17 protein-coding genes are annotated in these 21,809 nt (G+C 62.4%); 11 read left to right on the top strand and 6 right to left on the bottom strand.

Translation table 11 applies throughout. The annotated features are described in order from the left end of the window. Positions 1–34 precede the first annotated feature (34 nt). The 4 genes from CQ002_RS04900 to CQ002_RS04885 all read right to left on the bottom strand — a co-directional run bounded on the left by CQ002_RS04900 (position 35) and on the right by CQ002_RS04885 (position 4,776). Positions 35–691: a lysoplasmalogenase gene (locus CQ002_RS04900; protein ID WP_105161701.1), complete on the bottom strand. Its 657-nt coding sequence runs from the start codon at positions 689–691 to the stop codon at positions 35–37. Position 692: 1 nt separating this feature from the next. After that, positions 693–1,082 (bottom strand): protease inhibitor I42 family protein, encoded by a 390-nt coding sequence (locus CQ002_RS04895; RefSeq protein WP_034102348.1) that lies wholly within the window; start codon positions 1,080–1,082, stop codon positions 693–695. A gap of 123 nt (positions 1,083–1,205) precedes the next feature. Beyond that, complete coding sequence (lon, locus tag CQ002_RS04890; protein ID WP_069021932.1) at positions 1,206–3,626, bottom strand: endopeptidase La; 2,421 nt, start codon at positions 3,624–3,626, stop codon at positions 1,206–1,208. Between the two features lie 160 nt (positions 3,627–3,786). After that, on the bottom strand, positions 3,787–4,776 hold the full coding sequence (locus tag CQ002_RS04885) for a GntR family transcriptional regulator (protein WP_105161702.1): 990 nt from the start codon (positions 4,774–4,776) through the stop codon (positions 3,787–3,789). 337 nt (positions 4,777–5,113) lie between these two features. Between CQ002_RS04885 and CQ002_RS04880 the strand changes: the two genes are divergently transcribed. From CQ002_RS04880 to CQ002_RS04840, 9 genes are all read left to right on the top strand, one after another. Further along, positions 5,114–6,436, top strand: a complete 1,323-nt coding sequence (locus CQ002_RS04880; RefSeq protein ID WP_105161703.1) for an amidase — start codon at positions 5,114–5,116, stop codon at positions 6,434–6,436. Positions 6,437–6,447: 11 nt separating this feature from the next. Continuing rightward, complete coding sequence (locus CQ002_RS04875) at positions 6,448–7,326, top strand: polysaccharide deacetylase (RefSeq protein ID WP_034096065.1); 879 nt, start codon at positions 6,448–6,450, stop codon at positions 7,324–7,326. 54 nt (positions 7,327–7,380) lie between these two features. After that, complete coding sequence (locus tag CQ002_RS04870; protein ID WP_034102352.1) at positions 7,381–8,721, top strand: MFS transporter; 1,341 nt, start codon at positions 7,381–7,383, stop codon at positions 8,719–8,721. A gap of 10 nt (positions 8,722–8,731) precedes the next feature. Continuing rightward, a complete protein-coding gene (locus CQ002_RS04865; protein WP_105161704.1) occupies positions 8,732–9,493 on the top strand; it encodes an SDR family NAD(P)-dependent oxidoreductase in 762 nt (253 codons plus the stop codon). 52 nt (positions 9,494–9,545) lie between these two features. Next, positions 9,546–10,295 carry an SDR family NAD(P)-dependent oxidoreductase gene (locus tag CQ002_RS04860; protein WP_034102354.1) on the top strand — a complete coding sequence of 250 codons (750 nt, stop codon included), beginning with the start codon at positions 9,546–9,548 and terminating at the stop codon, positions 10,293–10,295. Between the two features lie 13 nt (positions 10,296–10,308). After that, positions 10,309–10,608 (top strand): hypothetical protein, encoded by a 300-nt coding sequence (locus CQ002_RS04855; protein WP_034102355.1) that lies wholly within the window; start codon positions 10,309–10,311, stop codon positions 10,606–10,608. Further along, a complete protein-coding gene (locus tag CQ002_RS04850) occupies positions 10,605–11,579 on the top strand; it encodes a GTP-binding protein (RefSeq protein ID WP_034102356.1) in 975 nt (324 codons plus the stop codon). Before CQ002_RS04855 ends, CQ002_RS04850 begins: the two co-directional genes overlap by 4 nt. Next, on the top strand, positions 11,576–12,751 hold the full coding sequence (locus CQ002_RS04845; RefSeq protein ID WP_034102357.1) for a PotD/PotF family extracellular solute-binding protein: 1,176 nt from the start codon (positions 11,576–11,578) through the stop codon (positions 12,749–12,751). The genes CQ002_RS04850 and CQ002_RS04845 overlap by 4 nt, the downstream gene beginning before the upstream one ends. Positions 12,752–13,485: 734 nt before the next feature. Then, a complete protein-coding gene (locus CQ002_RS04840) occupies positions 13,486–15,822 on the top strand; it encodes a bifunctional diguanylate cyclase/phosphodiesterase (protein ID WP_105161705.1) in 2,337 nt (778 codons plus the stop codon). A gap of 97 nt (positions 15,823–15,919) precedes the next feature. On the opposite strand, the gene CQ002_RS04835 is transcribed toward CQ002_RS04840, so the two are convergent. Then, positions 15,920–18,331 (bottom strand): glucose/quinate/shikimate family membrane-bound PQQ-dependent dehydrogenase, encoded by a 2,412-nt coding sequence (locus tag CQ002_RS04835; RefSeq protein ID WP_034102359.1) that lies wholly within the window; start codon positions 18,329–18,331, stop codon positions 15,920–15,922. 414 nt (positions 18,332–18,745) lie between these two features. After that, positions 18,746–20,764: a TonB-dependent receptor gene (locus CQ002_RS04830; RefSeq protein WP_105161706.1), complete on the bottom strand. Its 2,019-nt coding sequence runs from the start codon at positions 20,762–20,764 to the stop codon at positions 18,746–18,748. A 143-nt stretch (positions 20,765–20,907) separates the two neighbouring features. Between CQ002_RS04830 and CQ002_RS04825 the strand changes: the two genes are divergently transcribed. Beyond that, complete coding sequence (locus CQ002_RS04825) at positions 20,908–21,141, top strand: VF530 family DNA-binding protein (RefSeq protein ID WP_016977534.1); 234 nt, start codon at positions 20,908–20,910, stop codon at positions 21,139–21,141. Between the two features lie 4 nt (positions 21,142–21,145). Next, positions 21,146–21,787 carry a Pr6Pr family membrane protein gene (locus CQ002_RS04820; RefSeq protein ID WP_105161707.1) on the top strand — a complete coding sequence of 214 codons (642 nt, stop codon included), beginning with the start codon at positions 21,146–21,148 and terminating at the stop codon, positions 21,785–21,787. Positions 21,788–21,809: the final 22 nt, after the last annotated feature.

Genomic DNA, 21,809 nt, shown 5'->3' with positions numbered 1-21,809 from the left:
CTGTTCCGGTGACGAGGAAGGAAAGGCCGGCATTTTAGCCAAGTTGGCCCTCGGATGCGCGGGTTGTCTGATGGAAAGCCGAAGCGGTGATGCCCCACTGGCCGAGCCAATACGTCGTGATCAGCAAATACGGCGCTGCCTCGAACGCCACGACAAAGCGGTTGATGCCGATCAACGTGTCGGAAAACACAAACGAGCCCGCACCCGCCGCCGCCAGCAGTGCCGAGCGTTTCGGCACGTCACTGCCCAAGCGTGCCAGTGCACGCCAGAGCATGGCGCTGATGACCAGTGCATAAACCACCACCGGTATCAGCAACTCGCCGAGACCGTGGGAAATCAGAATGCTAAGCAGCACTGCACCCACGCCTAGCGCCAGTACCAACGGCAACAAGGCCAGGCGACGGCAGTCACTGAAATAGGCCTTGAGATACGCCAGGTGCGCAAACAAAAACGCGCCCAGGCCAAAGATAAACAAGTCGCCCGGCCAGGCGAGCAACACATCGCCCACCAGGGAAAAAATCAGCCCCAGGCTGATCCAGCGCTGATAGTCGGTGGGCGGTGCATCATGCAGCCAGCCCAGCAACGCCAGGACCGGCAGCGGCTTGACCAGCAGGCACAGCAAGGTGGCATGGGTGGTCAGGCCATAGATGAAAGTGCCAGCGCCCATCAACGCAAGAATCAGCCATGGCATATCAGTTCACCGTAATGGCGCAGTCAAAGGTTTCGACGGGTTCGGCTTCCGGTTCCCAGGGTTGCTGGGAGGTCAGGCGTAAACGCCCCTGGCCGGCCGCGAAGGCCTGGAAACGCCAGGTCGACTGGCCGCCACCACCGATCACACCGGATTCCGCGCTGCTGTAGACCTCGGGGCTCAACGCACGCAGCACGCCGCCAGCGGAGTCCTGGATGGCCCAGCGGTAACCCGTAGTGGGGTTGCTTGGCAGGGTGAGGGTCAGGTTCTGCCCGGTCTTAAGCTGGAGCGGGCAGGTGCTCTGGTTTTCCACGCTGATGTTTTGCTTCGGTGCGCTGGCGCACGCAGCCAGCAGGGCAAGGCTCAAGGGGAGAAGCAGGCGGGCAGCGGTCATGGGGGCTCCGTTGTGTGGCGACGAAGACCGAGCATAACCGAAGATGAGACAAGGTGTGACAAGAGGGGCTTTTGTGCGCAGGGCCTGGCCCCATCGCAGGCCAGGCCAGGCACTACCTATCTATCAGAACAACACCTTCGCCACGTCCGCAAAGCGCTTGGCAAAGTGCACGGTCATGCCTTCCTTCAGGTACTCCGGCAACTCTTCAAAGCTGCCGCGATTCGGCTCCGGCAAAATCAGCTCATGAATCTTCTGGCGTCGCGCCGCGATCACCTTCTCGCGCACGCCGCCAATGGGCAGCACATGCCCGGTCAGTGTCAGCTCGCCAGTCATGGCCACACCTTTCTTCGGCGGCTGGTTACGTGCCAGGGACAGTAGCGCACTGGCCATGGTCACACCTGCGCTCGGGCCGTCTTTCGGCGTGGCACCTTCCGGCACGTGCAAGTGCACGAAGGCTTCATCGAAGAACTTCGGATCACCGCCAAACGACTTCAGATTCGAACTGATGTAGCTGTAGGCGATTTCGGCGGATTCTTTCATCACCTCACCCAACTGCCCGGTCAGCTTGAAGCCGCGATTGAGCGTGTGGATGCGCGTTGCTTCGATCGGCAAGGTCGCGCCGCCCATGCTGGTCCAGGCCAGGCCGGTGATCACACCGGTGCCGGACAGCACTTGTTCATTGCGGAACACGGGCATGCCCAGGGAGCTTTCCAGGTCCTTGTTGCCGATCTTGATCACCGAGTTCGGCTCATCCAGCAGCTTGACCACCGCTTTGCGCACCAGTTTGCCCAACTGCTTCTCCAGCTGGCGCACCCCGGCTTCGCGGGCGTAGCCGTCGATCAATGCACGCAGGGCGCCATCGCTGATGGTCAGGGTGTTTTTCGACACACCGGCTTTTTCCAGCTGTTTAGGCCACAGGTGGCGCTTGGCGATGGCGACTTTCTCTTCGGTGATATAGCCCGACAGGCGAATCACTTCCATGCGGTCCAGCAGCGGGCCCGGGATGGAGTCCAGGGTGTTGGCCGTGCACACAAACAGCACCTTGGAGAGGTCCAGCCGCAGGTCCAGGTAGTGATCGAGGAATTCGACGTTCTGCTCCGGGTCGAGGGTTTCCAGCAGCGCCGACGCTGGGTCGCCCTGGTAGCTCTGGCCCATCTTGTCGATCTCGTCGAGCATGATCACCGGGTTCATCACCTCGACATCCTTGAGCGCCTGCACCAACTTGCCCGGCATCGCGCCGATGTAGGTGCGGCGATGGCCCTTGATCTCGGCCTCGTCGCGCATGCCGCCCACGCTGAAGCGATAGAACGGCCGCCCCAGGGACTCGGCGATGGATTTACCGACGCTGGTCTTGCCCACGCCTGGCGGGCCGACCAGCAGTACGATGGAACCGGCGACCTCGCCTTTATAGGCGCCCACCGCGAGGAACTCGAGGATGCGACTCTTGATGTCATCCAGGCCTGCGTGGTGTTTATCCAGTACCTTGCGCGCGTGCTTGAGGTCGAGTTTGTCCTCGCCGTACACGCCCCACGGCACTGAGGTGGCCCAGTCGAGGTAGTTGCGTGTCACCGCGTATTCCGGCGAGCCGGTTTCGAGGATCGACAGTTTGTTCAGCTCTTCATCAATGCGTTTCTTCGCCTGCGCCGGCAGCACCTTGCCTTCCAGGCGTTGTTCGAACTGTTCGACATCCGCACTGCGGTCGTCCTTGGTCAAGCCCAGCTCCTGCTGGATGACCTTGAGTTGTTCCTTGAGGAAGAACTCGCGCTGGTGTTCGCCGATCTTGCGGTTCACCTCGGCGGAGAGTTCTTTTTGCAGGCGTGCGACTTCGACTTCCTTGCGCAGCATCGGCAGCACTTTTTCCATGCGCTTGAGCATGGGCACGCAGTCCAGCACTTCCTGCAACTCGTTACCGGTGGCCGAGGTCAACGCGGCGGCGAAGTCGGTGAGTGGCGACGGATCGTTGGGGCTGAAGCGGTTGAGGTAGTTCTTCAGCTCTTCGCTGTACAGCGGGTTGAGCGGCAGCAGTTCCTTGATCGCATTGATCAGCGCCATGCCATAGGCCTTGACCTCGTCGGTCGGCTCGCTCGGCTGGTGCGGGTATTCGACTTCCACCAGGTACGGTGGGCGGTGGTGCTTGAGCCAGGTCTTGATGCGCACGCGGGTCAGGCCCTGGGCCACGAACTGCAGCTTGCCGTTCTCGCGGCTCGCGTGGTGCACCTTCACCAGGGTGCCGTACAGCGGCAGGCTGGAGGTGTCGAAGTGGCGCGGGTCTTCTGGCGGTGTGTCCATGAAGAACAGGGCCAGGGAGTGGTGGTCGGATTTGCTCACCAGCTCCAGGGTTTCGGCCCACGGCTCTTCATTGACGATCACCGGCAGCACTTGCGCCGGGAAGAAGGGCCGGTTGTGGATCGGGATGATATAGACCTTGTCCGGCAGGTTTTGCCCAGGCAGGGCCAGGCCGGTATTGGACGATGGGGATTCAGCGTTTTCGGGGTCTGCGTAGTCGTTCAAGTCGTAATCGGGGAAATCTTGCTGGTCGCTCATGGGGCACCTGCATAAGGAAGTATGGTGCTTAGATGGGGCGGGGCAGCGGTGGTTTCAATGGTGGGGGGTAGATAGCAACAAATTGCATGATATTAACGAAAGCGCCGCAGTACCTGTGGGGAGCAGGCAAGCCAGCTCCCACGGTTTGTGTTGCCCACGATCAGCTGATTTTGTGCAAATAGGCGGGAAGTGGCTGTTCGGGCAGTACAGAAAGCACCTTCAAACGCTGCAACATGCGCTGGCGTGCACGCTGCAAATGCTCGCGCAGGTTCAACGCTGCCGCGTCCACCGCGCCGTGCAGCAACAGCTCCAGAATCAACCGATGTTCGGCCAACATCGCTGGATCAGCGCCAATCCCCAGTAAACGGTAGAAAATCCGACTGATGATCATCGGGCTCTGTCCCTGGCGAATCAGCGCGGCGATCTTGCGATTCTGCAAACCGGCCAGGCAGCGTTGGTGCAAGTCCTCTTCGATCTGTTCGATGGCCTCCAGGCTGAAGTGGGGGCTTTGCTGGGCATCCAGTACGCGCTGCAACATGGCTTCAAGCAGCTCGCGGTCGAGGTTGGGCGCGCTCTGGCGCAGGGCTTCGGGCTCCAGGCATGCGCGCAGCTCGTAGTCTTCGGTGACTTCCCGTGCGGTCAGGGGGCCCGCCAGCCATTGGGAGTAGGGTTCCTTTTCCACCAGGCCACGGTCGCGCAGGCGCATCAACGCTTCGCGCACTACCGCGCGGCTGACGCCGTAGTGGTCGGCCGCGGCTTGCTCGTCCAGGCGGTAATGGCCGAAGGCAATGCAGGTAGACAGCGCCGCGCCGATCTCTTCGACGATGCGCTCGCCCAGTGGCCGCGTGTCCACCAGTTCATCTTCACCGTTGAGCCCCAGGTGCGCATGGCTCAAGGGCAGGCGCAGTGGCTCCATCGCCAGGCCTTCGGGGTTGATCAGGTAACCCCGGCCGTTGAAGCGACAGATCAGCCCCTCTTCGTGCAGCAGGTCCAGGGCCTTGCGCACCGGCACGCGGCTGGTGCCGAACAGTTCGGCCAGCGGTGCTTCCAATAAGACCAGGCCGTGGCGCGCCGTACCGTTGACGATCGCGTCGCGCATCACTTGGTGAATCATCGCGTAACGGGAGGCCGAGGCGGACACTGCTTTCATCGCTTTCTCTGAAGGGCGTAGGACGGTGGCCGGGGATTCTCTCATAACTTGCGCCTGTCACTCTGCGCCACGTCAGTGGCACTTTTTTGGGGCCTTGGCTGTAGGAATGTTACTTTTCTGCACCAAAATGTATTTATTAATAAAAGATACATTATTTCATTGAGAGCGCTTTCCCACCGCCGCGCAAGAATTTTTTCTACCGATTAAAACCATCTATCCCGTAGCTCTGGTCGCTATTGCTGTAAAGCGCACACACACGTCACCAGAGACTGGCACGAATTCTGCCTTTGTAAAATGTACATTTTATTAATATGTACGTTTTATGAGGGGCATCCTGATGTCAGACGCCACATCAATGGCCGAGGATTTCGCCAGCGGTCGCAGCGACCCCGTGCAAGCACTCGAACAGGCACTCGAAAAAGCCAGCCAGACCCCGGCAGTCTTTATCAGCCTGACCGCTGGACGCGCGCGCCGCGAAGCTGAAGCCGCCGCTGCGCGCTGGCGTGCTGGCCAGCCATTGAGCGTGTTCGATGGCGTGCCGCTGGCCTGGAAGGACCTGTTCGATGTAGCCGGCAGCATCACCACGGCGGGCGCCGCCTATCGCCGCAACGCTCCCGCTGCATTGCTTGATGCGCCCACTGTCGGCCTGTTGTGCCGTGCCGGGATGGTCAGTGTCGGCAAGACCAACCTCAGCGAACTGGCGTATTCCGGCCTGGGCCTGAACCCGCATTTCGGCACGCCGCACAATCCCCATGGCGCAGACGAACCGCGCATCCCGGGTGGCTCGTCGTCGGGCTCGGCGGTGGCCGTTGCCGCCGCTGTCGTGCCGATCGCCATTGGCACTGACACGGCGGGTTCGATCCGCATTCCGGCGGCCCTCAATGGCCTGGTGGGTTACCGCAGCAGCAGCCGACGCTACAGCCGCGACGGGGTGTTCCCGCTGGCCCATACCCTCGACAGCCTCGGCCCGCTGACCCGCAGCGTGCGGGATGCGCTGGCCATCGACGATCTGTTGCACGGCCGTACCCAAACCCACCGCGCCCGCAGCCTCAAGGGCCAGCGCTTTGTGTTGGCACAACAGGACGCCGAACCCGCTGTGCGCAACAATCTGTTGCGCACCGTGGAGCAACTCAAAGCCCAGGGCGCACTGATCGAAGAGCGCGACTGCCCGACCTTCCAGGCGACGCTGGATCTGATCAAACAGCACGGCTGGCTCGGCGCTTTTGAAGCCTTCGCCCTGCATGAAGCGCTGCTCGACAGCCCCGACGCCGAACAACTCGACCCCCGCGTACGCCGCCGCCTTGAAGCCGCGCGCTCACTGCCGGCCAGCCAGCTCATCCACCTGGCCGACGCCCGCCGCCACCTGCAACAACAACTGATCCAAGACCTCGACGGTGCCGTCCTTATCACCCCCACCGTCGCCCACGTCGCACCGGCGTTGGCGCCGCTGGAAGCCGACGACGACCTGTTCGTCAGCACCAACCTCGCCACCCTGCGCCTGACGATGCCCGGCAGTTTGCTCGACATGCCCGGCGTCACCCTGCCCAGCGGCCGCGATGCCCAGGGCCTGCCCACCGGGTTGCTGCTCAGCGCCCCGGTGGGAGAAGACGCACGCCTGCTGCGCGCGGCGCTGTCCGTCGAAACCGTACTTAACGTTTAAGGAGACACACCATGGCTAAAGACATCCTCTGTGCATTTGGCGTCGACGTCGATGCCGTCGCCGGCTGGCTCGGTTCCTACGGCGGCGAAGACTCGCCGGACGATATCTCCCGGGGCCTGTTCGCCGGTGAAGTCGGCGCGCCGCGCCTGCTCAAACTGTTCGAACGCTACGGCCTGCGCACCACCTGGTTTATCCCTGGCCATTCGATGGAAACCTTCCCCGAGCAGATGAAGGCCGTGGCCGACGCCGGTCACGAAATCGGCGTGCATGGCTACAGCCACGAAAACCCCATCGCCATGACCGCCGAGCAGGAAGAAATCGTCCTGGATAAGTCCATCGAGCTGATCACCCAGGTCACCGGCAAGCGCCCCACCGGTTATGTCGCACCGTGGTGGGAATTCAGCAAGGTCACCAACGAGCTGCTGTTGAAAAAAGGCATCAAGTACGACCACAGCCTGATGCACAACGACTTCCACCCCTATTACGTGCGCAAGGGCGACAGCTGGACCAAGATCGACTACAGCCAGCACCCCGACACCTGGATGAAACCCCTGGTGCGTGGCGAAGAGACTGACCTGGTGGAGATCCCGGCCAACTGGTACCTCGACGACCTGCCGCCGATGATGTTCATCAAGAAAGCCCCCAACAGCCATGGCTTCGTCAACCCGCGTCACCTGGAAGAAATGTGGCGCGACCAGTTCGACTGGGTCTACCGCGAACACGAGCACGCGGTGTTCACCATGACCATCCACCCCGATGTCTCCGGCCGCCCGCAAGTGCTGCTGATGCTTGAGCGCCTGATCGAACATATCCAGAGCCATGCCGGCGTGCGCTTTGTCACCTTCGACGAAATCGCCGACGACTTTATCCGCCGCCAACCCCGTAGCTGAACCCCATCCCTGTAGGGGCCGGCTCCTACAGGTCAACCCCCAGAGGCGCGACCCATGTCCATCTACAACAAGCTTGACCTGACTGGCTGGAAACCCCGGCAACTGACATCCAAGGAGGTGCGCTTCGCCACCTGGATCGCGTTTTTCGCCTGGGTGTTTGCGGTGTATGACTTCATTCTGTTCGGCACGTTGTTGCCCGAGATCGGCCGGCACTTTGGCTGGGGTGAAGTGGAGCAAGCTGAAATCGCGACCTGGGTGGCGGTGGGCACGGCCGTGGTCGCCTTCGCCATTGGCCCCGTCGTCGATAAGCTGGGGCGGCGCAAAGGCATTATCTTCACCGTGGCCGGCTCTGCGCTTTGCTCGGCGTTGACTGCGATCGGCGGCGCGTGGGGCAAGTCGCCGCTGATTCTGATCCGTTCGTTGGGCGGCCTGGGCTATGCCGAGGAAACCGTCAATGCCACCTACCTGAGCGAGCTGTACGGCGCCTCGGAAGACCCGCGCCTGACCAAGCGTCGTGGCTTTATCTACAGCCTGGTGCAGGGCGGCTGGCCGGTCGGTGCATTGATCGCCGCCGGGTTGACCGCGTTATTGCTGCCGATCATCGGCTGGCAGGGTTGCTTTATCTTCGCCGCGATTCCGGCGGTGGTGATCGCGATCATGGCGCGCAAGCTCAAGGAGAGCCCGCAGTTCCAGATTCACCAGCGCATCAGCGAGCTGCGTAAAAGCGGCGCGGTGAAAGAAGCGCAGAACGTCGCCGTGACCTACGGCGTGGACTACGACGAACACAGCAAGGCCGGTCTCAAGGCCGCCTTCCGTGGCCCGGCCCGCCGCGCCACCCTGGTGATCGGCGCTGCACTGTTGCTCAACTGGGCCGCGATCCAGGTGTTCAGCGTGCTCGGCACTTCGGTGATCGTCAGCGTGCACCACATCTCGTTCGAGAACTCGTTGATCATCCTCGTACTGTCGAACCTGGTGGGTTACTGCGGCTACCTCAGCCACGGCTGGATGGGCGACAAGATCGGCCGCCGCAACGTGATCGGCCTGGGTTGGATGCTCGGCGGCCTGGCGTTTGCCGGCATGCTGTTTGGCCCGAGCAATATGCCGATGGTGGTCGGGCTGTACAGCCTGGGCCTGTTCTTCCTGATCGGGCCGTACTCGGCGGCGCTGTTCTTTATCAGTGAAAGTTTCCCGACCAGCATCCGCGCCACCGGCGGCGCGATCATCCATGCCATGGGCCCGATCGGTGCGGTGGTCGCAGGTTTTGGTGCGACCCAGGTGTTGTCCGCCGGCAGCGACTGGCAGACCGCCGCGCTGTGGTTCGGTGCACTGCCGTGCTTCCTGTCTGGCGCCCTGATGTTTGCCGCGCGCCATGTGCGCCCGGAAACCGTTCAGTAAGGAGTTTTCGATGAGCCGTAAAGTTGCGTTGATTACCGGAGCCGCCAGCGGCATCGGCCAAGCCCTTGCCGTGGCTTATGCCCGCGTTGGCGTGGCCGTGGTGGGCGGGTATTACCCGGCCGATCCTCATGACCCGCATGCCACTGTCCGCCGGGTGGAAGAGGCGGGTGGCGAGTGCCTGATGCTGCCGCTGGACGTGGGCAATACCGCCTCGGTGGACGCCCTGGCCGCGCAGGCGGTACAGCATTTTGGTCGACTTGATTATGCCGTGGCGAATGCGGGCTTGCTGCGCCGCGCACCGCTGCTGGAGATGACTGACGCGCTGTGGGAAGAGATGCTGAATATTGATCTGACGGGGGTGATGCGCACCTTCCGCGCGGCGACTCGGCACATGAGCGAGGGCGGTGCGCTGGTGGCAATTTCATCCATTGCCGGTGGCGTGTATGGCTGGCAGGAACACAGCCATTACGCGGCGGCCAAGGCCGGTGTGCCAGGGTTGTGCCGGTCGCTGGCGGTGGAGTTGGCGCCGATGGGTATCCGTTGCAACGCGGTGATCCCGGGGTTGATCGAGACGCCGCAGTCCCTGGATGCAAAGAACTCGCTGGGGCCGGAAGGCTTGGCGAAAGCGGCGCGGGCCATCCCGCTGGGCCGGGTAGGGCGGGCGGATGAAGTGGCGTCGTTGGTGCAGTTTTTGACCAGTGAGGCGTCGAGCTATTTGACCGGGCAAAGCATCGTCATCGACGGTGGCCTGACCGTACGCTGGCCGGACTGACGGGTGTACATCAATCCAAATGTGGACCTGTGTTTGATTCAGGAGAATTTACATGCCTCAACTTCCTAATCGCCGCGCCGTGATCACCGGCGCCGGCAGCGGCATCGGTGCTGCTATCGCCCGCGCCTACGCCGCCGAAGGCGCGCGCCTGGTGCTGGCCGACCGCAACGCGGCCAGCCTCGCCGAAACCGCGATCACCTGCCGCAACCTGGGCGCCGAGGTGTTCGAATGCCTGGCCGACGTGGGTACCGTCGAGGGCGCCCAGGCCAGTGTCGACCGTTGCGTCGAACAGTTCGGCGGTATCGATATCCTGGTCAACAATGCCGGCATGCTCACCCAGGCGCGCTGCGTCGACCTGAGCATCGAGATGTGGAACGACATGTTGCGTGTCGACCTCACCAGTGTATTCGTCGCCAGCCAGCGCGCCTTGCCGCACATGCTCGCGCAGCGTTGGGGTCGGATCATCAACGTCGCTTCACAGTTGGGTATCAAGGGCGGTGCTGAACTCACCCATTACGCCGCGGCCAAGGCCGGGGTGATCGGCTTTACCAAGTCCCTGGCGCTGGAGGTGGCCAAGGACAATGTGCTGGTCAACGCCATCGCCCCCGGCCCCATCGAGACGCCGTTGGTGGGCGGTATCAGCGAAGACTGGAAACGCGCCAAGGCCAAGGAGCTGCCCCTGGGCCGCTTCGGCCTGGCGGACGAAGTGGCACCGGTTGCGGTGCTGCTGGCCAGCGAGCCGGGGGGCAATTTGTTCGTCGGCCAGACCCTGGGCCCGAACTCCGGCGACGTCATGCCATGAGCGGGGTGTAGTCATGTGCGGACTCTGCGGATTGCTTGGCGAAGACCTGCACTGGAGCGACCCCCTGGGCGACGAACTGCCCCGGCGTCGCGAACGCCTGCGCAGGATCGCGGCGATCAACCAGGTGCTGGCGGTGTTCCGGCTCAAGGTTGAAGACTTCCAGGGCGCGTCCTACCTGTTGTTGGGCGCCACCGGTAAACAGGCACTCGCCAGTGGCCTGGATCAGCTCTGGCAGGCCGCCGAGACCCTGCTTGGCCGTCCGCTGGATCCCCTCGATCCGCGCTTGCTGGATCATCTGGAGTCACCCGCATGAGCATCGCCCTCAACGTCATTACCGGCTTCCTCGGCAGCGGCAAGACCACCTTGCTCAAGCGCCTGCTGCAAGGCGAAAGCCTGGGCGACACCGCGTTGCTGATCAACGAATTCGGCGATGTCGGCATCGACCACCTGCTGGTGGAGGAGGTCGCGCCGGATACGGTGTTGCTGCCCAGCGGCTGCGTGTGCTGTTCGATCCGTGGTGAGTTGAAAGACGCGCTGCTCGGCCTGTTGCAACGCCGCGAGCGCGGTGAAATCCCGGCCTTCAAGCGGGTGATCCTGGAGACCACCGGCCTGGCCGACCCGGCGCCGATCCTCGCCACGTTGAACAACGATGTGCAACTGCGCGGGCGTTTCCATATCGGCCTGGTGATCACCTTGGTCGACGCCAGCCACGCCGCGCTGCAAGAACGCTTGCACCCGGAGTGGTTGGCGCAGGTGGCGGCGGCGGATCGCCTGCTGCTGAGCAAGACCGATCTGGCCGGCGACTGCGCGGCACTGCGCGCGCATTTGCAGGCGCTCAATGCCGGTACGCCGATGCTGGATACCCACGATATCCACAGCGGTGATCAACTGCTGCTCGGTGAAGGCCTGCGCAGTCCCGAACCCGCGGTGGAGGTCAATCGCTGGCAGCTGCATCGCACCACCACGGCCACCCACGGTGATGCGCAAGTGTGCAGCCTGACCTTTGACCAGCCACTGGATTGGGTGGGGTTCGGGGTGTGGTTGTCGATGCTGTTAAGATGCCATGGCGAACGAATCCTTCGTGTCAAAGGGCTGCTCAACGTGAACGCCAGTAACGCTCCCATCGTCATTCATGGAGTGCAGCATTGCCTGCATGCGCCGGTGCATTTGCCTGCGTGGCCGGGCAGTGATCGCCGATCGCGCCTGGTGTTTATCCTGCGCGGACTCGACCCGGCGCTGCTGCGGCGCTCCTTCGACGTGTTCTCGCGGCGGTTCGCGGCATGATCACACTTCGCGTCCTCGGCACCTCGGTCACCCTGCTCGAATGCTTGCGTGTACGCGCCGAACAGGAGTTGGGCATTCGCTTGGTGTACCAGGTGCATGACGTCGAACAGGCCCAGCGTATCGCAGTGATGCAGCCCGAGAGCTACGACCTGTACGACCAGTGGTTTCACAATGTCGACTTCGTGTGGCCAGCCCGTGCGATCCAGCCCATCGACACCCGGCGCATTGCGCTGTGGCACGAGATCAATGACCTGCCCAAGCGCGGGCGCCTGTCGGCCAACGATCGCCTGGGCAGTGGTAGCGTGCCCAGCGAGCGCCTATTCGTGCAACACGATGGCAGCTTGGGCAGCACGGTCACCGAGCGCATCAGCATGCTGCCCCTGACTCACAACGCCGACAGCTTCGCCTACCGACCCGAGCGCCTGCCCGAAGGTTTTTGCCACGGCAACGAAAGCTGGGGCTGGCTGCTCGATCCCGCGTGGCGTGCGCGTACCGCCTTGCAAAGCGACGCCGCCATTGGCGCCCTGGACGCCGCATTGGCGGTGCAGGGCGCGGGGCTGGCGAGTTTCAGGGACATCGGCAATATGAGCATCGAAGAGATCGACGTGCTCGCCGACATCCTCGTGCGTAAACGTAAGGAAGGGCACTTCGCGGCGTTCTGGTCCGATGATGAAGAGGCCGCGCAGTTGATGCTGAGCCCGAGCATCGATATCCAGAGCCTGTGGTCGCCGACCTTGATGCGTTTGCATCGCGCCGGGGTGAAATACCGCTTGGCGGTGCCGCGTGAAGGGTACCGGGCGTGGTTTGGTGGCTTGTCCCTTTCCCGGCATGCCAAGGGGCCCGTGCTGGATGCGGCCTATGCCTATTTAAACTGGTGGCTGTCCGGCTGGCCTGGGGCGGTGATGGCACGGCAGGGGTATTACATCGGTAACCCGGCGCGTAGTCGTGATCACTTGAGCAGCGCGGAGTGGGATTACTGGTATGCCGGCAAACCCGCGCGGGAGGAGTTGTCGGGCAGTGATGGGTTGCCGTTGATTGATGTGGGGGAAGTGCGGGATGGGGGGTCTTATGAGCAGCGTATGGGGCATATTGCTGTGTGGAATTCGGTGATGGATGAGCATAATTATCTGGTGCGGCGGTGGGGGGATTTTATGCGGGCGCGTTGTCTTTGATTGATTGAGTCCATATCCGTTGCTGCGGTAACGGCTGCTTAGGGTCCCGCTCCTGCAGCGGTTCACTTTTGGAGGGACCGGGATGCCGGCCCAGCCAAAAGCCACCAAAAAGTCCTCGCCCCAACACTCGGCACCTCGACCAGGCTCCGATCAAAAACAAAAGTGCGGCGACCTTAGAGCCGACCTCGTTCAAAGGTGGGAACTGGCTTGCCTGCGATGGCATCAACCCGGTCTGCCTGCTGTACCGAGGTGTCAGCTTCGCAGGCAAGCCAGCTCCCACAGAAAAGCAGATAGGTGAGCGATCTCTCAGCCAAGCACGGCGGCCTCAAAGCCGACCGGTTTCTTTCTGCCGACCTCTGTCAAAGGTGGGAGCTGGCTTGCCTGCGATGGCATCAACCCGGTCTGCCTGCTGTACCGAGTTGCCTGCATCGCCCGCATTCCAGGCTCTTTTCCAACAGTGAACCGCCGTGAGGGCGGAACCCATAGCGGCCGTTACCCAAATAACGGAGATGGATTCAGCTTCCCAACACAGCCAACCCTCTGTCGCCAAAAAACCGCCACCAAATCCCCCGTTTTTATTGGGTGCACTCAAGCCCACTCCCAGCTAATCTGCTAAAACCAAATATCCTACTAAAATAGATGTTTTTTTGACGCCAGGTCAGCTGTCGCAAGGAATGCACATGACAAAAGGACGTAATGGCAGAGAGAGGCGAACGCTGCCAGAGGGCACTGCAATGAGGTGGCGCCACACGTTCCAAACCCGCATCGCCGGGGTGCTGGCGCTGTTGCTGCTGGTCGTCGTCGCCGCCACTTACTTCGCCGTCAAGGCCGCTACTTCCCGCGCCGTGGAAAACCAGGCGCAAGTCCAACTGCAGACCGGCAGCCAAGTCTTCGAACGCCTGCTTGACTTGCGCGGGCGTCGCCTGCAGTACGGCCTGGACTGGCTGACTGCCGATCTCCCGTTCAAACGGGCCGTGGCCGAAGGCAAGGCGGCGGCGGTTCTTGCCGCGCTGCGTCGCCACGGGACCGGTATCCGCGCCAGTGAAGTGTTTGTGCTGGGCCAGGATGGCAAGGTCATGGTCAGCACCTTGTCTATCCTTGCACGTGGCCAGGTGTTCCCCTACGACCATGCCTTGCGCAACGCGCGGCGTACAGGGCTGCAGATGCTGATCGTGGCGATGGATGGACGCCCCTATTTGCTGGTGCAGGATGAGGTGCTCGACCCTCTGCCCATCGCCCGCATTGTCATGGGCTTCGCCATGGACACACTGTTCGCCCATGAGCTGCGCTCCATGAGCAACCTGGAGGTGTCGTTCCTCAGTGTGCAAAACGGCAACCCCGGGCCGTTGTTCAGTACCCAGCCGGATGCCTACCAGGCCGGTGCCCTGAGTCTGTTGCGCGACGGCCACGTCGACCCCGAACCGAAGTTCCATCTGTTCCATGGCCAGCGGGTGCTCAGCCAGGTACTGCCGCTGGCCAACACCGACGATGGCGACGACGTGCGGGTGTTGCTGCAAAGCCCGCTCGACCACGCCCTGGAATCCTTTGCACCGCTGGACCGGCAGTTCCTCGGGATTGCCCTGGCGGTGCTGCTGGTGTCCCTGGCCGGTGCGCTGTTTCTGGCGCGACGGGTGTCGCGCCCGCTCAATGCCCTGGTGCAGGCGGCTGAGCGCATCGGTGCCGGTGACTACCGCACGCCAGTGCGGGTGCGCAGCCACGATGAATTCGGGCTGCTGGCCCGTGCTTTCAACGCCATGCAAAGCGGGATTGCCGTGCGCGAGCGACAACTGGCGCACAACGCGCTGCACGATCCGCTCACCGGCCTGCCCAACCGTGCGCTGGCCATGGAACGCCTGGGCAGTGCGATCAGTGCGCGGCGGCCGGTGGTATTGCTGTACCTGGGGATCGAGAACTACCGGGTGATCAACGAAGGTTTCGGGCCACAAGGTGTAGAAGAAATGCTGCGCGAAGCCAGCCGCTGCCTGTCCATGAGCCTGTTGGCCAGCGACACGGCGGCGCGCATTACCGGCAGCGAGTTCCTGCTATTGCTCGAGAATACCGAGATCGACCGCGCCGTGGCCCGTGCCGACCGCCTCTACGCACTGCTCACCGAGCCCCAGCGCATCGGCAATGACGAACTGCGCCACGAAGTGAGCATCGGTATCGCCGCGTACCCCGCCGATGGCCAGCAGGTAGAAGAGTTGATCAGCCGCGCCGCCATCGCCCGGCATGACGCCGCTAGCCTGCCGGGGCATTTGCAGATCTACCAGCAGGACCGCGACCTGGTGCATCAGCGCCAGATCACCCTTATCCGAGACTTGCGACGTGCGGCCATCGAGGGTGAGTTATTCCTGTGCTACCAGCCCAAGCTCGACCTCAAGCACGGCTATGTCCGCCAGGCCGAAGCGTTGTTGCGCTGGCAGCACCCCACGCTGGGGCAGGTGTCTCCAGCCGAATTCATCCCGCTGGCCGAACGCACCGGCAGTATGGGCAGCCTGACCCTGTGGGTGATCGAAGAAGCTATCCGCCAGATCGCCGAGTGGGCGCAGCGTGGCATGCTGATCCAGCTGTCGGTGAATATTTCGGTGGACGACCTGGCCGACAATGACTTGGCGATTCGCGTCACCACATTGTTGATGCAGTATCAGGTGGAGGCCGAGCAACTGATTTTCGAAATCACCGAAAGCGCGATCATGCACAACCCGCAACAAGCGCTCAGCGTGCTGGAGCAACTGCGCAACTGTGGCATCAGCCTGTCGGTGGATGACTTCGGCACCGGTTATTCCTCGCTGGCCCAATTGCAGCGTTTGCCGGTGCAGGAATTGAAGATTGACCAGTCTTTCGTGCGCAACCTCAACAGCACCAGCAGCGACGGGGTGATCGTGCGTTCCACCATCGAGATGAGCCACAACCTGGGCCTCAAGGTGGTAGCCGAAGGCGTCGAGTTTGCCCCCAGCCTCAAGCTGCTCAAACAGTGGAATTGCGACACCGCCCAGGGCTACCTGATCAGTCGGCCGTTGAACGCGATGGCGTTCGAGATGTGGATGCGCCGCGAGCGCTCACCCGTCTGATATCGGCCCCTGCACGCGCCGGCAGCCTGTTCCTGCGGGTTATGAAAAAGGCGGCTACCTGTTGAGGGTAGCCGCCTTTTTTTACCGCCGGTGTCGCTTAATCCGGCAGTTTGAACGCCATCACGTAGTCACCCTGTTTGGTACCCAGGGAACCGTGACCGCCGGCCATGACCAGCACGTACTGCTTGCCGTCCTTGCCGGTGTAGGTCATCGGGGTGGTCTGCGCGCCTGCAGGCAGGCGGCCTTCCCACAGTTGCTTGCCGTTCTTCACGTCGTAGGCACGCAGGTACTGGTCGAGCGTACCGCTGAGGAACGACACGCCACCGGCGGTGGTGAAGGTGCCGCCCAGGCTAGGCACGCCCATGGTCAGTGGGATCGGAACCGGCGAGCTGTCACGCACGGTGCCGTTCTTGTGCATCCAGATGGTTTTGTGGGTGGTCAGGTCGACCGCCGCCACGTAACCCCATGCCGGTGCCTGGCACGGCAGGCCCATTGGCGACAGCATGGCTTCGAGGATCACGCCGTAGGGCGCGCCTTTGTTCGGCTGCACGCCTTCGGTTTCGCTGACGCGTGGACCTTGCTTGGCGATGTCGGCGGCCGGGATCAGTTTCGATTTGAACGCCATGTAGCTCGGGTTCACGAAGGCAATCTGGCGAACCGGGTCGACGGAAATGCCACCCCAGTCGAACACGCCGAAGTTACCTGGGTAAACGATCGAGCCCTGCAGCGATGGCGGGGTGAAAGCACCGTCGTAGCGCATGGATTTGAAATCAATCCGGCACAGCATCTGGTCGAACGGCGTCACGCCCCACATGTCGCGCTCTTTGAGCGGCGGCGGCATGAAGTTCAGGTCGGACTTGGGTTGGGTCGGCGACGTGTGGTCGCCAGCGACTGCACCTTGCGGTACCGCGACTTCGTGGATCGGCACCACTGGTTGGCCGGTGGCACGGTCCAGCACGTAGATGCTGCCTTGCTTGGTCGACGCCATCACTGCCTGCTTCACGCCGGCTTCGGTCTTGATGTCGATCAGCGAAGGCTGGCCGCCCACGTCCATGTCCCACAAGTCATGGTGAGTGAATTGGAAGGTCCACTTCACGTGGCCACTGTCGATGTCCAGGGCGGTCAGGCCGGCGCTGTATTTTTCCGAGTCTTCGGTACGGTCGCCGCCGTATTGGTCGGGCATCTGGTTGCCCATCGGCAGGTACAGCATGCCGAGTTTTTCATCCACGGCGAACATGGACCACATGTTCGGCGAGTTGCGGGTGTAGGTCTTGCCCTCGGCCAACGGCGTGGTGTCGTCCGGGTTGCCGCTGTCCCAGTTCCACACCAGCTTGCCGGTGTGCACGTCGAACGCGCGGATCACGCCGCTTGGCTCATCGGTGGAAACGTTGTCGGTCACGTGGCCGCCGATCACCACCAGGTTCTTGGTCACAGCGGGTGGCGACGTGGAGTAGTAACCGCCTGGGGCGAAGCTGCCGATGTTGGCACGCAGGTCGACCTGGCCTTTGTCGCCGAAGTCTTCGCACATCTTGCCGGTGTCGGCGTTGAGGGCTATCAGGCGGGTGTCGGCAGTCGGTACGAAGATGCGTTTCGGGCAGGCATTCGGTGCAGCGGCGGGGCTGGCGCTGCCAGTCGGGCTCTGCTCGGAAGCGTAGGCAGCGTCATCGTGATACGACACGCCACGGCAGGTCATGTGTGCCCAACCCTTGAAGTTCTCGGCACCCTGGCTGCTGATCTTCGGATCGAAGCGCCAGATTTCCTTGCCGGTGTCGGGGTCCAGTGCAATCACCTGGCTGTGCGGCGTGCACACGTAGAGCATGCCGTTGACTTTCAGCGGGGTGTTTTCTGCGGTGGTTTCACCTGGATCGTTCGGACCTGGGATGTCACCGGTGCGGAACGTCCACGCGGGGACCAGCTTGTGCGCGTTTTCCGGGGTGATCTGTGCCAGTGGCGAGTAGCGGTCGCCAAAGGCCGAACGGCCATAGGAGTTCCAGTCGCCATCGGCCTGGGTCGGTGCAGCGCTGGCCATGCCCGGTACCGCGTCGCGGTCCAGTTGGCCTTTGATCTCACCCGGGTTGGTGAATTGGCTGGCAACGGCAGCAGCGCCAGCGAGCACCACGGCCACGCTCAGCGCGCCAGTGCCCAGTGGGGCAGGCTGGCCGCGCAGTAGCGGACGGCGAAACCACGGGAGCAGCATGACGATGCCCAGGGCGAACAGCAGTGCCAGGCGCGGCACCAGCTGCCACCAGTCCAGGCCGACTTCCCACAAGGCCCACACAGTGCTGGCGAACAACACCAGTGCGTACAGGCCCAGCGCAGCGCGGCGGGTGGCCAGCAGCAGGACGCCGGTCAAGGTGATGCCGATACCGGCCAGCAGGTAGTACAGCGACCCGCCGAGCATCGTCAGCTTGATACCCCCGGCCAGCAAGGCCAGGCCCATGATCAGCAGCAAGACTCCAAGCAGCCTGGGCAGCAGGCGGCTTGGCGTTGAGGCACCGTCAGTGCTCATAGTTGTGTTTCTCCGTTACGTTGGAATTATGTAACCCCGTGCTTCACTGTAGATGACGATTCGGCGCGGGCTTGGTTCAGCGTTAATTCGGTTTTTCTAGGGATCGCAGTGTTATCCACAGGCGGGCGATTTATCCCCAGGCGCAGGTCGGTGAAAGACAGCGCTGTCTTCGAGGAGAGGAGAATTCGGCAAGATGGGGTCGACCGCGGAAGTGAAACGTTTCAGTTTGTTGCGGCAAGGATAAAGTGCTGACGCGCCAAGAGAAAGCGCAAATCGCAAGATGCATCATTTCCGATTTGGTAACAGTGACAGAACGTCGCTGCTAGAGGCCCGGCAAACCCTGTGGGAGCCGGCTTGCCAGCGACAGGGCCCATGAGGACGCCATCGCCAGCAAGCCGGCTCCTGAAGGTAGGTTTAGAACGTGGTACGCACGCCGAACTGCACACTGCGCCCCGGTGCCGGTGCAATGTCGCGCAGGATCGAGCTGGCATACCGCACGGTCTGGTTGGTCAGGTTTTCCCCGTTCACAAATGCCAGCCACTGGCTGCCACCGACAGTGAAGTGATACCCCGCGCTCGCCCCCAACGTGGTGTAGCCATCGGTGCCGCTCTCGTTATCCGGCACACGTCCCTGGCCTGCGGCATGCTCCACATCGATGCGCGCCTGCCAGCGGTCGAGCTCCCACAGCAAACCGCTGTTCACGCGCAACGGCGCAATGCGCGGCAGGGCTTCGCCGGTGTCGAGGTTGGTGGCCCGGGTGTAGTCGCCCGACAGTTCGAGGGCGAACTTGCCGTAGGCGCCTTCACCCAGCTTCCAATGATCCTGGGCTTCAAAGCCGGCGAAACGGGCACGCACGCCGGAGTATTCGTACTCGGGGATGCCGGCTGCGTCTTCTTCACCTTCGTCGTTCAAGGTACGACCGGTGCCCAGCAAGCCGATGTAATTGGAGAAGCGGCTGTAGAACACGCCGAAGCTGCCCTTGTGGGTGCCATTGTCGAAGCGCAGGGCCAGGTCGCTGGACACGGCTTTTTCTTTTTTCAGGTTGGCGTTGCCCCGTTCATAAGTGCCGGTGGCCACGTGGGCTCCGTTGGCATACAGCTCATAAAACGTCGGCGCGCGCTCGGTGTAGCCCAGGGTCGCGGCCAGGGACCAGATGGGCGTGAGCGTGTAGACCGCACCCGAGGACAGGCTGCCGGCGGTGAAATCGTTGGATTTGTCGGCACTGGCGAAGCGCGCATTGCCTTTGCCGTCGGGGTCGACGTTGGTGTGTTCCACGCGCCCGCCAAGGCTGAGTTTCAGGCGCTCGGTGGCCTGCATTTCCTCAAGGATAAACAGCGCGCCGGCGTTGGTGTCGGTCTGCGGTACGAAGGCTTCTTCGCCGAGGGCCGAGAACTCGTTGCGCGTCACCTGGGCACCGACCACGCCGTCGAACGGCCCGATGGGCTGGTGGCGAGCCTCAACGCGAGCTTCGTAGCCCTTGTTCTTGAAGATCGTGCCGGTCTCGCCACCTTCGATCTCGCGGTGCTCGTAGTCGGTGTAGCCGGCGTCGAGTTTTACCGAGGTGAACGGGCCTTGCAGGTTGCGGATCTGCGAGGCAAACGCGTAGTGATCCTGCTTCATGCGGATGCGCACGTCCTGCTCGGCGGGCGAGCCGTAATTAGCGTCGTAGTTGCTGTAGGACAGCCCGGCATAACCGTCATCCCACGTGTAGGCGCCGCCCACAGCGCCGCCGTCCTGGCGCCCGTCGCTGTTGCCCAGGCGACCGTTTTTGCCGGGGCCGTCTTCGCTCTCCGGGGCGTGGCGGCTGCGGGCAGCGCCGGGGATTCTCAGGTCGTTGAATTCCCGGGCGTTGGCGTCCAGGTGCAAGGCGAAGGTGCCGTTACCGGCTTCCAGTTTGCCCGCGCTGCTGCGCGTGGTGTCGGCGCCGCCGTAACGCAGTTCACCGGCACCGTGAATGCCCTCGATGGCTTCGGTGGGGATGCGGTTGTCGAAGGTGTTGACCACGCCGCCGATCGCGCTGCCGCCGTACAGCAGGGCGGCGGGGCCGCGCACGATTTCAATACGGTCGACGTTGACCGGGTCCAGCGGCACCGCGTGGTCGTAGGACAGTGACGAGGCATCCAGTGCGCCTACGCCATTACGCAGCAGGCGAATACGGTCGCCATCCTGGCCACGAATGATCGGCCGGCTGGCACCAGGGCCAAAGTACGATGACGACACTCCGGGCTGCTTGTTCAGGGTCTCGCCGAGGCTGCCCTTTTGTTGCAGGGTCAGATCGTCACCTTCAAGCACCGTGGTCGGCGAGGCGAGTTGCTCGCTGCCCAGTGGGTTGCCGGTGATGACTTGGGGTTGCAGTTCAAGGGCCTGAGCTTCAGAGCCGATCAGCAGGGCGGCGGCGAGCGGTGACAAGCGCCACAGAGAAGAGAGGGACATAGGACATTCCTTGGCAGAACGGGCATAGAGATTTATCGTTACAATATAACATCTCTTTTTTGCCGCGCACGGGAACTTTTTTACCTGGCAGGGCAGGGTGATAAGGTATGCACCTTCGTGACCCTTTTTTTCATAGGCCCGGCATGACCGCGACAAGCAACGACCCGCTCCACGGTGTGACCCTGCAACACGTCCTCACTACGCTCGTGGAACATTACGAATGGGAGGGCCTGGCCGAGCGCATCGATGTCCGCTGTTTCAAGAGCGATCCGAGCATCAAGTCCAGCCTGACCTTCTTGCGCAAGACACCTTGGGCGCGGGAGAAAGTCGAAGGTTTGTATGTGAAGCTGATGCGCACCAAACGCCCGTTGGATTGATCCCATGAAGCGGTTTGTCGCAGTGGCGGCGCTGGCCGGTTGGGTGGGGTTGGCGATCCAGCAATACCTGATTTTCTATTCGCGCTGGTCGACCGGCGCCAGCCTGCTCGGAGGGCTGATCAACTTTTTCAGTTTCTTCACTGTGCTCACCAACACCCTGGCGGTGGTGGTGTTGAGTTATGCGCTGGTCCGTCGGGAATCAGCGGCGAAGCGGTTTTTCCTGTCGCCCCCGGTCAGCAGTGGGATCGCCGCGAGCATCGTCGTGGTGAGCCTGGCCTATAACCTGTTGCTACGGCACTTGTGGAGCCCCACAGGCTTTCAGTTCATTGCGGATGAGTTGCTGCACGACGTGATGCCAGTGCTGTTTCTGATCTACTGGTGGCGGTGTGTGCCCAAGGGCAGTGTGCGGCTCAAGCACATTGGCGCGTGGATGATTTACCCACTGGTGTACTTCGCCTATGCACTGCTGCGCGGGGATTTGCTCGGGCAATATCAGTACCCGTTCATTGATGTGAGCACCCTGGGTTATCCCCAAGTATTTGTGAATGCCGGGGGTATTCTGGTGGGGTTTGTCGTCATCGCGCTGGTGGTGGTGGGGCTGGATAAAGGCTTGAAATCACCGTCGAACCAATGGGGCAGCGGGTAATTCCGCTTCCCCTGTTGGATCG

The organism is Pseudomonas sp. MYb13, from assembly GCF_002980075.1.
Lineage (GTDB): Bacteria > Pseudomonadota > Gammaproteobacteria > Pseudomonadales > Pseudomonadaceae > Aquipseudomonas > Aquipseudomonas lurida.
The sequence above is the reverse complement of the archived record's forward strand: the minus strand, read 5'-3'. Positions and strand labels throughout refer to the sequence as shown.